Raw genomic sequence first — 12,592 nt, 5'->3', positions numbered from 1 at the left:
TTTTTAATTTTTAATTCCGCCTTGCGGTACTAGATGATTGGTCGTTTACTTTCGAGAATTTCTGTTGCTTTCTGTTCAGGAAGTGGGCGGTAGAAGAAATAGCCCTGTACCTCCTCACAGTCGATAGATTTCAAGAACTCCAATTGTTCTGCTGTTTCCACCCCTTCGGCTGTCAACTTCAATCCCAAGCTGTGTCCCAAGGTAACTATGGCCTGGATAATATGAGATACTTTTGAATCCGGTTTCAAATCTCTCATGAAAGACTGATCTATTTTGAGATTGTGGAGTGGCAAAAGCTGTAGGCGCGAGAGCGAGGAGTGACCCGTACCAAAGTCATCAATGGAGATGTTAACACCCATCTGCTTTAGCTCCTCTAACACCGTTCTGGTAAAACCCAAGTCCTCAATGGCTGTGGTTTCCATAATTTCTAATTCTAAAAAGTGGGCATCTAGACCCGTTTCCTCTAAAACTCTAGTTATAATCTCCACCAATTTGGGTTGGCGGAACTGCTTCAGAGAAAGATTGACAGCCATAGTTATAGGTGGCAATCCTGAATCTTGCCAGGTTTTATTTTGCATACAGGCTGTCCGTAGCACCCATTCGCCGATGGCGATAATTAATCCACTTTCTTCGGCGAGGGGAATGAAGACACTGGGTGCTACCAATCCCATTTCTGGGTGCTGCCAACGCAACAGAGCCTCCATACCAGTAATTTCTCCTGTGCTAATGTTCACACGAGGTTGATAGAACACCGTAAATTCTTCACGTTCTAGAGCATAGCGCAAACTCTTTTCTAAAGTCAGAAGTTCAGGATTCTTAGCGCTCAGAGAAACACTATAAAATTGATAGTTATTCCGCCCTTTGTCTTTGGCGTAGTATAAAGCGGCATCTGCGTGCTGGATTAGTGTTTCGGCATCAGGACTGTTGTTATCAAGCAACGCAATACCGAGGCTGGCAGTCACATAAAGTTCATGCCCTTGGAGATAAAAAGGATCTTCTAAGGTTTGTAAAATTCTGTACGCCACTTGCGTTACTTCTTCAATATCAGTGACTCGTGGGAGTAAGATAGTAAACTCATCGCCTCCCCAACGGGCTATAGTGTCTCCCCCTCTGAGTAAATCTTTTAATCTTTGAGCGACGTTTTTTAACAATTGGTCTCCCAAAGTATGCCCCAGAGTGTCATTAATTACCTTGAAGCGATCCAGGTCGAGGAAGATCACAGCTAAACTTTCGCCATTCCGAGTGGCATTGGGCAGAGTTTTACTCAGCAGTTCGTTAAATAGTAGGCGATTGGGCAACCCTGTCAGCATGTCATGGAGGGCTTGATAGCGGATCTTTTCTTCTACTTGCTGACGTTGCCGGGCACCAATAATACTAGCGGCCATTGTCAAAAGTGTAGATTCTTCGTGCTTTGACCAATGACGCTCAAAGGTACAGTCTGCCAAGCCAAGATAGCCCCAGCACTCATTTTCCAAGCGGAGAGGCACCAAAAGAAGGGATTGAATGCCATCTCTAATGAGGAATTCTTGTTCGGCGATCGGAAATTTTTGGGTGAGTCCGCTAATTGACTGGCCGCTACAAAGAACACTATACCAACGGGCTAATCCAGAACCTTGATAAACCTGATTCTGCCAATGATGGTGGGTAGATTCAATTAAAGATTGCGTCCATTCAAACCGCAAACTGACTGCTATTTCCCCTGTAGCAGGATGGGGATGGTTCTGAAAAAGATAAGCACGATCTGCTTTGGCAGCTTCGCCCAGTATCGCTAAAGCTCGCTCAATACCAGTTTCGTAATTCATTTCCCCCAGCAAATAATTAGCAGCTTCTGCAACTGCTTGCAGCAAGCGATCGCGCTGACGCAATTCGGCTGTAGCTTGTTTTTGCTCTGTAATATCCCTAATAATAAAAGTTCTAATTAAATCACTTTGAGGAAGGTAAAGAACGGATTGTTCAAAAACTTCTGTATCTACTTCCACCTCCCGCACAAAAGAATTTTTTTCTAAATTCTTAACTGTACTCAGGAGTCCTGCTAATATTGGGTGTTCTGTCCCAACTTCCCTGAGTTTGGGAAACTTGAGAGTAGCAGCAGGATTGATGTAAGTCACTATTCCCTCGAAATCCATTTCAACAATTGGATTGGGGATGAGTTCAGGGAAGGATGCTAGGCGAGCTAAGGCAGACTCACTTGCTGCTTCCAAGCTGGGATCGATAGCTAGGGTTTGAAAAGGATTGGCAGGACTGGCTTGCTCTGATAGAAAACCAGATAAATCTTCAACATCAAAAGATTCAGAAAATGCTTCTTCTGAAATGTTGGAAATAGCATAATACTTAGCCTGAGCTTGATTACTGCCAAAGGCAATATTATCTCCATTTCTAAGATTATGAGAAATGGATTTAGTACCATTTATAAATAAGCCATTAGTACTTCCTTTACCCTTGAAATTACCATCAATAATCTGGAAGCCATATTGGTCAGTCTCTGGAACAGTTACTCGCAACAAAATTGCGTGTTGCATTGATACTGACCGAGAAACCAAGACAATGGTGTTTGCAGGATGCCGCCCCAGAGAATAAGTAGTCTCTCGTAGGGGGACAGTTCTCCGCCCTTGCAGGTCTTTGATGACCAACAGATGGCGTATTTTTTCCCGCTCATTTCCTAGCATGGCTGTTCCTCAAATTCTCATATATTTTTGTCTTAGTCTGAAAAATACAACTCCCAGAAGTGCGGTCTGAAAGTCTGAACTTCTAGCAAAACTTGCTTCATAAAATTTGTCACCACCTAAGATCACAAAATTGGTGTGAGTTGCAAACCAACCATTTTATTTATGATTGACCTCTTGAATAATATGGCTAATTGTTCAATCAGTTTTGCGGTAGAAGTTCTAGCTGTTTTTTAGACTTATTTGGATTTCCAAAAAATAAATTATCCAGTAGGGTATGTTATAGCCAGTAACGTACCACTTACAGATAACAGTTGCGTTACCTTATCGCAATAACACACCCTACAACCACGATTGTTGGTTGAAAAATTTTTAACTGGAAGTCCCAGAGATAAGTTATCAGCTTTGTCCCTTCGTCTATTCAGCCCAACCTGTCTTTCTTAGGATACCCAGAATAAAATCAAACACTGAATAGAATATATAGTATATTTACGGATTTTTATTCTGAGTGGTGCAGAAACTCCGAATTATATAAATAACCGTCTGATTTTTAGTTTTTAATGGCAAAAGAACCCCTCGTTAATTTACTCCTAGGTCGATGTAGCGTCTCGTTAGAGAAGCCTATTGTAGATGAGGTAAGAGAATAAACTGTTTCTAACACTTAAATTTTAAAAAGGATTATACAGTAAACTAAAATACAGACCGTTCTCTTGTAATGTTCTCTCATTTGATTCAACTGATATTAAAGGAACGCCCCAATCAAGACGAACAGTGAAGCGATCACTCTGTGACCAACGCAACCCCAGACCAACAGCAGCTAAAGTATTAGGGTTAGGATTCTCTCTACCTGAACTATTCCAACCAACACCAAAATCCACAAACGGAACAACCTGTAACGTGCTATCTATCTTGGGTAAGCGCAGAATTGGTACTTGAACTTCCGCAGAGACAAAAGTGCCATTATCCGTCAGCAGGTAATCTTGACGATAACCCCGAATACTATCCTGCCCACCTAAGCCAAATTGCTCTAAAGGCAGAAGTGTTCTAGATGCAAGTTGCGTATTTAAACGCAGCAACATTAAGGTTTCAGGAGCTAAAAGGCGTACCCACTGCGCTTGTCCTTGCCAAGCAAAAAAACGGCTATCGGGAGCGTTTTGATTAATCGTGGGACTCAAGATATCTATACCCAAACTAAATTGGGAGCGGAGGGCGATGACTTCACGGCTGTTACGACTCGTCCATTCTTGAAAAAATCGGAATGCAGATACCTTAGTGTGTCCCTGTTCATCAGCTCCAGGTGAAAGTACAGAGCCGGGAAACCCTTCTCTCTGTAGCAAAGACGAAATATCACTTTCGCGTCGTGAGGCTGTCAACCCAAGGGCGAATTCTTGTGTCGGAGTTTGAACTATTGGCTGGCGGAATGTCAGTTCGTAATAGCGAGAATCTGAATGAATATCTAAAACGTCGAAAGGAGGTTCAATGACATTGCTTGATGTGATGCCATAGTTGAAAGTCAGTGTGCCATTGCGGGGATTGAGTGGTAATGTATAGTTTGCGTCAAGGGAGTTGCTACCATCGGTATTAGTATAAGCGACACCTAGAGCGTCTCCCAATCCCAATAAGTTAGCTTCATTCAATTGTAAGCGGCGGCGAAAACTGCCAACACTAGGCGATCGCCCATTATCAAGAACTATCTGGCTACTAAAGGTTTTTGCCTCACTAACCTTGACTTCTAAAAGACTAGAGCCAGTCCGCGATCCTGCGGAGAGTTCAGCAGAAACGTTTTGAATCAAAGGATTCAGTTGCAAGAGTTGTAGTGCTTCTAGTAGACGCTGCCGATTCAGAGGCGCTGATGTAGCGATCGCTAGGCGGCTACGGACATAATTCGGATTTAACCGCCGAGTTCCAGTTACTTGAATATCTTCTAATTTACCTTCAACCACCTGAATTTTTACAACACCGGATTGGATTGTTTGGGGTGGGATGTATGCACCAGAGGTAATATAACCATTTCTGACGTATAGATCAGTAATTTTAGAACGTGCTTGATACACTTCACTCAGCGATATTGGTCGTTTGGTAAATTCAGCAGTGGCAATGGCTAACTCTTCGGGACTGAAAACTGTGCTACCAATAACTTCAAACCGTTCAACAACAATAGTTTGAGGAAACTTACCAGGTAGTGGTTCATCAGGTGTGGGAGTTGGGACAGAGGGGGGAAATAGTTCTGCTGGTGGGGGAAGTGGCTGAGGCAGTTCAGGTGAGGGAACTGGTGAAGGTACGGGTGGTTGTAAATCTTGTGGTGGTGGGAGTTGTTGTTGTGAAAGGATGAAAGTACTAGTTGGTAATTGTGTAGTATCAACAGCCTGAGCTTTCACTGGATTAGAAGATATGCTGCTGAGTAATACAAGCATACTCAGTGGTAAATGGGACGCTATAAGATTCTGAGGATATTTATTAATCATCGCACTGCACTATTTTTTGTCCGTAACTATGGAATTATACGGAAACTGTCTCAGATGTGAATCTTACTTCATCTTTTGCCGTTAAGGTTAATATCTTGGGCAAATCTAAATTTAAAAATGCCATTCAATTTGATCAGTGGTTTTTCATTAAAACTTTCTAGAGACGTAAAAATTTGCGTCTCTACAACCCATTAGACATCTCCGAAAAAGAATGTAGAGACGTAGCACTGCTACGTCTCTACAAGGGTTCTGGTTAACGCATATTTAATTTCTGGAGATGTCCATTAAATGAAAGCTTAAAAATAATAGTTTTTACTCCATCTCCCTTTGCTGTAACATTCCCATCAATTTACGTTTACGAGCGTGGGTTTGCATCAACTTTTCCCGATAGCTTAACCAGTCAGCTTTCTTCCCAGATTCCAAATAGGCGGCACGGACTTTTTTTAACCATTCAACCGCATAGTAGTAATATTCTGCCTTACCTCCATCCATAATCTTTTCGGCACGGCGACGCGCATTAGCAATCACCCAAGTTGGATTGTGAGGGATAGCGGCATTCATGACGCGATGAATCAATTCGGAATAATAAGAACTGAGTTCACTAGCGATCGCAATTGCATCATCAATTAGCCCCTCATGCAAGAATATATCTACCTTGGCTGATTCTGTTCCCCAACCACTATAAGCACGAATAATTCTCAGCAGGTCTGTTTTGACAGTTTCCCAGTTTTCTCCAGCTAATTCTGCCATCTTTTCGTAGTCAACAAAGGAGGGCTTGACTTGGAAAGCCGCCTTAATTGCTAATAAAGCAGCTTCGCTATTACCCAATTCAACAGCTAAATCACTTGTCCAAATTCCTAATTCGTACTGACAATTCCCTGGTAAATTTAACCCACTCTGGGCTATATCTAGTGATTGCTGTAACGCCCCCTGTTCGCTTAGGGCTTTCGCTAAGGCAAACGCCTCTTCCATTGAGTTCATCTGGGTTTGAGCAGCATCAACTGCTTCTTCTACTCTGCCCAAACGCCCTAACATTGTGAGATAGTGCTGGGTTTGTCCTTCTGCTTCTGCTAAATAGAGATATTCTTGGTAACGTTCTTGACGTTCGAGAATTTTTAGCCGAATTAGTGCCAAATCATCTGCATAGTCTGGCACGTCTTCTTCCCAAGCTCCCCTTTCGGTAATATTACCTTGAAGAACTTGTACTAGGGGCGGATAATCCCAACCTTGACGTAAAGCTTCCATCACTAGGCCAAAATCAGCATTCCACTCATCTTGCCAAGCTTCCAAATTTATTTGAATATCAACTTTTTCTTCTGGGGTAAGTTCAGCAGTCAGAATTGCTTCACACCAAGCCTCATTTAATTCACCGACAATTTCATCATTTTCAGCGCCGTAATCTGCAATGTCGTCCCAATTTTCCACACAAGTAAAGGTAATCGCTTCTAAAATAGTGATCGCATTTTCACCCTCTCCCTGTTCGCTAAAAGCTACCGCAGTTTGCACCACACTCACCAATTCTTCGGCAATCGGGTCTTCTTCACACCCTTCCTCAAAGAAGCGCACAGCATCCCGAATAATTTGCCGGACTTGCCGTCGAAAGGGAGCCGGATCAATAGTCCGGCGGCGCAAGGGTTTTATGCTTGTTTGCTCGATAATCGGATTCGTCATCCAACCTACATGACGGTCAATCGCCTCAATTAGTAGTGGGTATTCATTTACCAACTCTTTCAGCAGCCTTTGAGTTTGGATATTATCGAGGCGATTGAGTAGTTGTTCTAGGGTGGGGCGCTGTTCAATACTTTCTGAATCACGCACACAGACAAGCATCGTGGCGATAATGTGTTTGCACCACCCGTCAAAGTTGTAGGCACAGGTGCAGTTTGCTGAGGTTAACCCACTGCTATCGAAACTCAAATTGACATGATAAGGTCTTGCTTCAGTACCTGCAACTTCCGCTTGAAGCAGATGACCACGTTGGGTAACAGTATGAACAGCACCAGCCTCATAGTATGCCTCGCCGCGTTGGAAAGATTTGGTGTTGGCATGACGGCGGATAGTAAATTCAGTAATTTGGGGAATAGACATCGAGCGATCGCCTGTGTAAATCCTCTGGATGAATCCTAAATCCAGCTTAGGTGTTAGGCGATGGCGCTGTAAAGTTATTAGTCATTGGGCATTGGGAAGAGGACTTGGGGACAAGGAGAATTGGGGACAAGGGGAAAGACTTGTTTCAAGTTCTCACCTCTTGTCCCCTTGTCCCCCCATTCCCCATTCCCTTTAAAATAAGTATCTAGATTTGACTATAATTACTGAAAACATCCATCTTTTCGCCCGAAGTCAGTGAATCATAATTGAAGTTAGCAACACCCGAACATTAAATCAGTAAATAGTTATCAGGCGGATGGTAGGGGATTTAAATCAGTTAGCAGTTTCCAATGTTCACTGAATAACTATGTGCTGGGGGCTTAAACCCAGCAATAAAACTGACAACTGATAACTGATAACTGTTAAAGGGGTTGCGCTGATTGTCGGTCAAGTTGAGAATAAATAGGCGAAGCAGACGGGGAACCTAACGTGAGTCAAGGATTTGATTACGATTTAGTTATTATCGGCGCTGGTGTAGGCGGACATGGCGCAGCCTTACACGCCGTAAGTTGTGGTTTAAAAACAGCGATTATTGAAGCTGGTGATATGGGAGGAACCTGTGTTAATCGGGGTTGTATTCCTTCTAAAGCGCTGCTGGCGGCATCTGGACGGGTGCGGGAGTTACGCAATGCCCACCACCTCAAATCGCTGGGAATTCAAATTGGTAGTGTGGAATTCGATCGCCAAGCGATCGCTAATCATGCTAATAATCTCGTCTCAAAAATTCAAGGGGACTTAACCAACAGTCTCAAACGTCTAGGAGTCGATATTCTCAAGGGTTGGGGAAAAATCGCTGGGGCACAAAAAGTTTCTATCACCGGAGACGGTGGTGAAAAAATCATCACAGCCAAAGACATCATCCTTTCTCCTGGTTCAATTCCTTTTGTACCTCCAGGGATTGAAGTAGATGGCAAAACTGTCTTTACTAGCGACCAAGGTGTGAAGTTAGAGTCTCTACCAGACTGGGTGGCAATTATTGGTAGTGGTTATATCGGCTTAGAATTTTCTGATATTTACTCAGCTTTGGGTTGTGAAATCACCTTGATTGAAGCCCTAGATCAGTTAATGCCAGGATTTGACCGCGATATTGCCAAACTTGCCGAACGCGTGCTGATTACTCCCCGCGATATTGAAACCAAAGTGGGGATATACGCCAAAAAAGTCACCCCTGGTTCACCAGTGGTAATTGAGTTAGCAGATTTCAAAACCAAAGAAGATGTAGATGTCATCGAAGTAGATGCTTGCTTGGTGGCTACAGGACGCATCCCGGCGACCAAAAATCTTGGTTTGGAGTCTGTGGGTATAGAACTCGATCGGCGGAATTTTATCCCAGTTGACGATCGCATGGCAGTACTATCAGGCGGTGAAGTAGTACCAAATGTCTGGGCAATTGGCGATGCTAATGGGAAGATGATGTTAGCACATGCGGCTTCTGCTCAAGGCATCATCGCAGTAGAAAATATAGTTGGGAGGGAAAGAATAGTAGACTATCGCAGCATCCCCGCAGCAGCTTTTACCCACCCAGAAGTTAGCTATGTAGGTTTAACAGAAACCGCAGCGAAGGAATTGGGACAAACCGAAGGGTTTGAAATCGCCACAAGTCGGAGTTACTTCAAAGGGAATTCCAAAGCGTTGGCAGAAAATGAAGCCGACGGTATTGCCAAGGTGATATATCGCAAAGACACAGGAGAAGTCCTAGGCGTTCACATTTTTGGACTCCACGCCTCAGACTTAATCCATGAAGCGTCAGCCGCGATCGCAAACCGTCAATCCGTCCAAAGCCTCGCACATCTAGTTCACGCCCACCCGACACTCTCGGAAGTGCTAGACGAAGCTTATAAACGAGCTATTTAGTCATTTGTCCTCTGTCATTTGTCCTTTGTCAATAAACAAGGACAAATGACCAATGACAAATGACCAATGACCACTGACAAATGACTAATTATGCAAATCCGTCGTCGTTCCCCTAACCCAGCTATTGCTGTATCGATGTTACGTTACCAGGCTGCCGTACCTGATTCAGCGCCAAACAACATTTTGGAAGAAATTGTCTGGCAGAAAGAAGCAGAATATGACCTGATGCGGGAAAAGGTTCCTTTGCAAGAATTGCGGAAGCAGGTACTGACTGCGCCGCCAACCCATGATTTTGTCGCTGCTTTGCGCCAAGGCAAGACTAAACCAGCATTGATTGCCGAAGTTAAAAAAGCTTCACCAAGTAAAGGCGTTTTCCGAGAAGATTTTGATCCAGTAGCGATCGCCCAATCTTATCAGCAAGGTGGTGCTAGTTGTCTTTCCGTGCTAACCGATGTCAAGTTCTTTCAAGGTAGTTTTGAAAACTTAGCCAAGATTCGGGCTGCTGTAGATTTGCCCTTATTATGCAAAGAGTTTATCATTTATGCTTACCAAATATACTTGGCGCGGATTCACGGTGCAGATGCTATTTTGTTGATTGCGGCTATCCTGAGCGATCAAGATTTGAAATACTTCCTCAAAATTGCTAACAACTTGAAAATGGCAGCCCTGATTGAAGTCCATAGCTTGGCAGAACTTGACCGTGTGTTAGCCTTGGATGGTGTCTCCTTAGTAGGAATCAATAATCGCAATTTGGAAGATTTCTCCGTTGACTTGCAAACTACTTGCCAACTTTTAGCTGCAAGAGGTAGCCAATTGCAGGAGAAAAACATCCTTGTTGTCAGCGAGTCAGGACTACACAACCCAGATGATTTGAGTTTAGTGCTTACAGCAGGTGCATCTGCTGTACTCATTGGAGAATCTTTGGTAAAACAACCCGATCCCGGCGCTGCGATCGCCAGTATATTACCGAAAAATTTCTGAAATAAAAACTTCCCCTGTACCTCTTAGTACAGGGCAATTAATGGGGCATACTATGCGTAGACACGCAGAATTTTGCTGTCAACTATTATCAATATCTTTGCTAAATCTTCATCGCTAATCAAATCAAAGCCATAAGCAACTAGTTATTTATTATGTAACAATTTATGTACGAGAGATGAAATTTGACTAAGGCAAAATTCCAAATATGAAATCAAAATTAAACTTCATGGAGCAAATTCCTTTACCTTCACCTATTCACTACGAACTTATACTTCAACTTTTAGAAAGACAAACTATGTTAGCGGTTAATGATAATCCAGATTTACGACATCAGGTAAATCAACTAATTATTACTCTCCGTAAAGCTGCGGTACAACAAAAACGACTAGAAGAAATTTGCGAGTTTTCCTCTGTAACTGTCGATCACCGTTGGTCAATCAATCATCATAACGAGAGCAAAGTTGTTGCCCCCGATTGAAGCTGATAACTGAATATCTCAACCTCAAATTTTGCATCTTTGTTAAGATAGTTTACTGTTATCAGGAAATAAATGTCTCTGTGTATTAAAGAGATAGCACTTAAAAGTTAGTCCGCACTTCCTTGACTCAAATGCACGGTTTAGGGTGTTATTTAAAGTAATTATGTTTATAGAACTTTTTTTACTTTGCAAAAATATCTATAGATGCTAGATGAGGGTTTAAAATTGGCAGTCTCAATAATCATATTCTTAGTGATGTAAATTTTACTTTATTTAGCTATTTACCTAAAGTTATACATAGTTATTTTCTCTCTAAATCCTAAATCCTCTGTTTACAATTTATACAATAAATATATTAATGTTGTAAAAAAAGACTATTCTCTTTCTCAAATTTTAGATTGCAACAAGTTCATACTGATTTAGCGGAAACTGTAATTCAGCTAAAATATTTATGAGATTCTCTCTCGAATTTGACGAAAGATGAAATATAACAGCATTGATGAACTCTTCAGAAATAATCAGGCTTGGGTTGCAGAGAAATTAGCTATAGATCCAACTTACTTTCAAGAATTATCTAAGGGACAAACACCACCTTTTCTATACATCGGGTGTTCTGATAGTCGTTTACCCTTAACAAACCTTACTCGTACAGAACCAGGAGAATTATTTGTTCATCGTAATATTGCTAATCAAGTTTCTCTAACGGATATTAACTTTTTAGCCGTTTTAGAATACGCAATTTTACATCTTAAGGTGGAACATATTATCGTTTGTGGTCACTACGACTGCGGAGGAATTAAAGCGGCTTTAGAAGGGAGAACCATCGGAATCCTGGATAACTGGGTAAATCCGATTCGGGAACTGTATTTACACAAACAAGAAGAAATTGATGCCTTACCAACCAGAGAAGAACGTCTGAATCGTTTGGCAGAAATAAATGTAGTGGCGCAAGTAAAAAATCTCTACCAAACTTCTATCCTGCGTCAGGCACTTTATGAGCGAAAAGCGCCTATGGTTCATGGTTGGGTACTAGATATACGCACTGGTTTAATCAAAGATTTGAATGTCTCAACTGTGCAATGGCAGTTACACATCTGCCCTTTGCTTCTAGAGTTTAGACTCTATGCGATGTTAAAAAATGAAACCTAATTCGAGATTGACTGCTACAGAGATTAATACTTTATCGACATGATTTATCGTGTCTTTAGAGTTTTTTAAGTAAAAAAATATAGTGTTGTGATATATCCGTGCAGACATCCAACTCAAAAATCTTTTTGTAGAGGCAATTGATTAATTGCCTCTGTAGAGATGGTTACACCCAATCTACTCGTACAAAGAATTATTTCTTAGCAATTATCCATACTGCATGAATAATTCCAGGAATGTAACCGAAAAGCGTCAGAACTATATTAATCCAAAAGTCTATACCAAAACCTACTTGTAAAAAAACTCCCAAAGGCGGCACGAAAATGGCACACAAAATCCGAACTAAATCCATTTAAACCTCCTGTTTATCTCACTAAAAATAGCTTGTTAGCGAAGTAATCCACCACCGTTCAAGCATATTTGTACTTTTCAAAGATAACATTCCATTTCTCAATCTAGGTGACAGTTAAGATGCGGTAAACCGCACTCAAAATTAGCCACCGCTAATTTTGGCTTTATAACCTAGCTTGGTCAAAATCTCGGCAATTTTCTGTTTGTGTTCGCCCTGAATTTCAATTTCGTTATCTTTAAGTGTCCCACCTGTCCCACACTGGGTCTTCAACTGCTTTACTAAATCTGCCAAGGTTTCTGGTTTAGCTTGAAAACCGCTAACCACTGTGACAGTTTTGCCTTTGCGTCCTTTGCGGGAAGCTTGTACTTTAAGATTTTGTTGTTGTGGGGGCAGTTCTGGAATTGGTCTTTCTGTGGCGGCGGAGTTGTCGTTACCAAATTCGCGGTAGACGAAGCTTTTGTCAGAAGATTTAGAATTGGAAGAAGACATAAAATATTTGTTAAGA

General features: G+C 42.0%; 9 protein-coding genes. 4 read left to right on the top strand and 5 right to left on the bottom strand.

From position 1 onward, the window contains the following. Positions 1 to 29: 29 nt before the first annotated feature. From ACFFRD_RS32425 to ACFFRD_RS32415, 3 genes are all read right to left on the bottom strand, one after another. The gene (locus ACFFRD_RS32425; protein WP_392479927.1) at positions 30 to 2,666 is read right to left on the bottom strand and encodes an EAL domain-containing protein; all 2,637 of its coding nucleotides are present in this window, start codon (positions 2,664 to 2,666) and stop codon (positions 30 to 32) included. A gap of 665 nt (positions 2,667 to 3,331) precedes the next feature. Continuing rightward, positions 3,332 to 5,128 (bottom strand): ShlB/FhaC/HecB family hemolysin secretion/activation protein, encoded by a 1,797-nt coding sequence (locus ACFFRD_RS32420; RefSeq protein WP_392479926.1) that lies wholly within the window; start codon positions 5,126 to 5,128, stop codon positions 3,332 to 3,334. Positions 5,129 to 5,440: 312 nt separating this feature from the next. Continuing rightward, complete coding sequence (locus tag ACFFRD_RS32415; RefSeq protein ID WP_392479924.1) at positions 5,441 to 7,216, bottom strand: SWIM zinc finger family protein; 1,776 nt, start codon at positions 7,214 to 7,216, stop codon at positions 5,441 to 5,443. A 489-nt stretch (positions 7,217 to 7,705) separates the two neighbouring features. On the opposite strand from ACFFRD_RS32415, the gene lpdA reads away from it, so the two are divergent. The 4 genes from lpdA (at position 7,706) to ACFFRD_RS32395 (ending at position 11,738) form a co-directional block, all read left to right on the top strand. Beyond that, entirely contained in the window at positions 7,706 to 9,130 is a 1,425-nt protein-coding gene (lpdA, locus tag ACFFRD_RS32410) for a dihydrolipoyl dehydrogenase (protein ID WP_392479923.1), read from the top strand. Between the two features lie 90 nt (positions 9,131 to 9,220). Beyond that, complete coding sequence (gene trpC, locus ACFFRD_RS32405) at positions 9,221 to 10,111, top strand: indole-3-glycerol phosphate synthase TrpC (RefSeq protein ID WP_179074200.1); 891 nt, start codon at positions 9,221 to 9,223, stop codon at positions 10,109 to 10,111. Between the two features lie 226 nt (positions 10,112 to 10,337). Continuing rightward, on the top strand, positions 10,338 to 10,589 hold the full coding sequence (locus ACFFRD_RS32400) for a DUF5340 domain-containing protein (protein WP_114082938.1): 252 nt from the start codon (positions 10,338 to 10,340) through the stop codon (positions 10,587 to 10,589). Positions 10,590 to 11,069: 480 nt separating this feature from the next. Next, positions 11,070 to 11,738, top strand: a complete 669-nt coding sequence (locus ACFFRD_RS32395) for a carbonic anhydrase (RefSeq protein WP_392479922.1) — start codon at positions 11,070 to 11,072, stop codon at positions 11,736 to 11,738. 190 nt (positions 11,739 to 11,928) lie between these two features. Here the strand turns inward: ACFFRD_RS32395 and ACFFRD_RS32390 are convergent, their stop codons facing one another. Then, entirely contained in the window at positions 11,929 to 12,087 is a 159-nt protein-coding gene (locus ACFFRD_RS32390) for a YqaE/Pmp3 family membrane protein (protein ID WP_012410519.1), read from the bottom strand. A gap of 141 nt (positions 12,088 to 12,228) precedes the next feature. After that, entirely contained in the window at positions 12,229 to 12,576 is a 348-nt protein-coding gene (locus ACFFRD_RS32385) for a translation initiation factor (RefSeq protein ID WP_114082941.1), read from the bottom strand. Between the last annotated feature and the right edge of the window lie 16 nt (positions 12,577 to 12,592).

Source organism: Nostoc sp. C110, assembly GCF_043099725.1.
In the GTDB taxonomy this organism is placed as follows: domain Bacteria; phylum Cyanobacteriota; class Cyanobacteriia; order Cyanobacteriales; family Nostocaceae; genus Nostoc; species Nostoc muscorum_A.
This window is presented reverse-complemented; position numbering and strand designations above follow the sequence as displayed.

What these genes read in the sequence shown, in the direction of transcription:
- ACFFRD_RS32385 (WP_114082941.1), bottom strand. Translation starts at nt 12,576, where the DNA reads ATGTCTTCTTCCAATTCTAAATCTTCTGACAAAAGCTTCGTCTACCGC.
- ACFFRD_RS32395 (WP_392479922.1), top strand. Translation starts at nt 11,070, where the DNA reads ATGAAATATAACAGCATTGATGAACTCTTCAGAAATAATCAGGCTTGG.
- ACFFRD_RS32420 (WP_392479926.1), bottom strand. Translation starts at nt 5,128, where the DNA reads ATGATTAATAAATATCCTCAGAATCTTATAGCGTCCCATTTACCACTG.
- ACFFRD_RS32415 (WP_392479924.1), bottom strand. Translation starts at nt 7,216, where the DNA reads ATGTCTATTCCCCAAATTACTGAATTTACTATCCGCCGTCATGCCAAC.
- ACFFRD_RS32390 (WP_012410519.1), bottom strand. Translation starts at nt 12,087, where the DNA reads ATGGATTTAGTTCGGATTTTGTGTGCCATTTTCGTGCCGCCTTTGGGA.
- trpC (WP_179074200.1), top strand. Translation starts at nt 9,221, where the DNA reads ATGCAAATCCGTCGTCGTTCCCCTAACCCAGCTATTGCTGTATCGATG.
- ACFFRD_RS32400 (WP_114082938.1), top strand. Translation starts at nt 10,338, where the DNA reads ATGGAGCAAATTCCTTTACCTTCACCTATTCACTACGAACTTATACTT.
- ACFFRD_RS32425 (WP_392479927.1), bottom strand. Translation starts at nt 2,666, where the DNA reads ATGCTAGGAAATGAGCGGGAAAAAATACGCCATCTGTTGGTCATCAAA.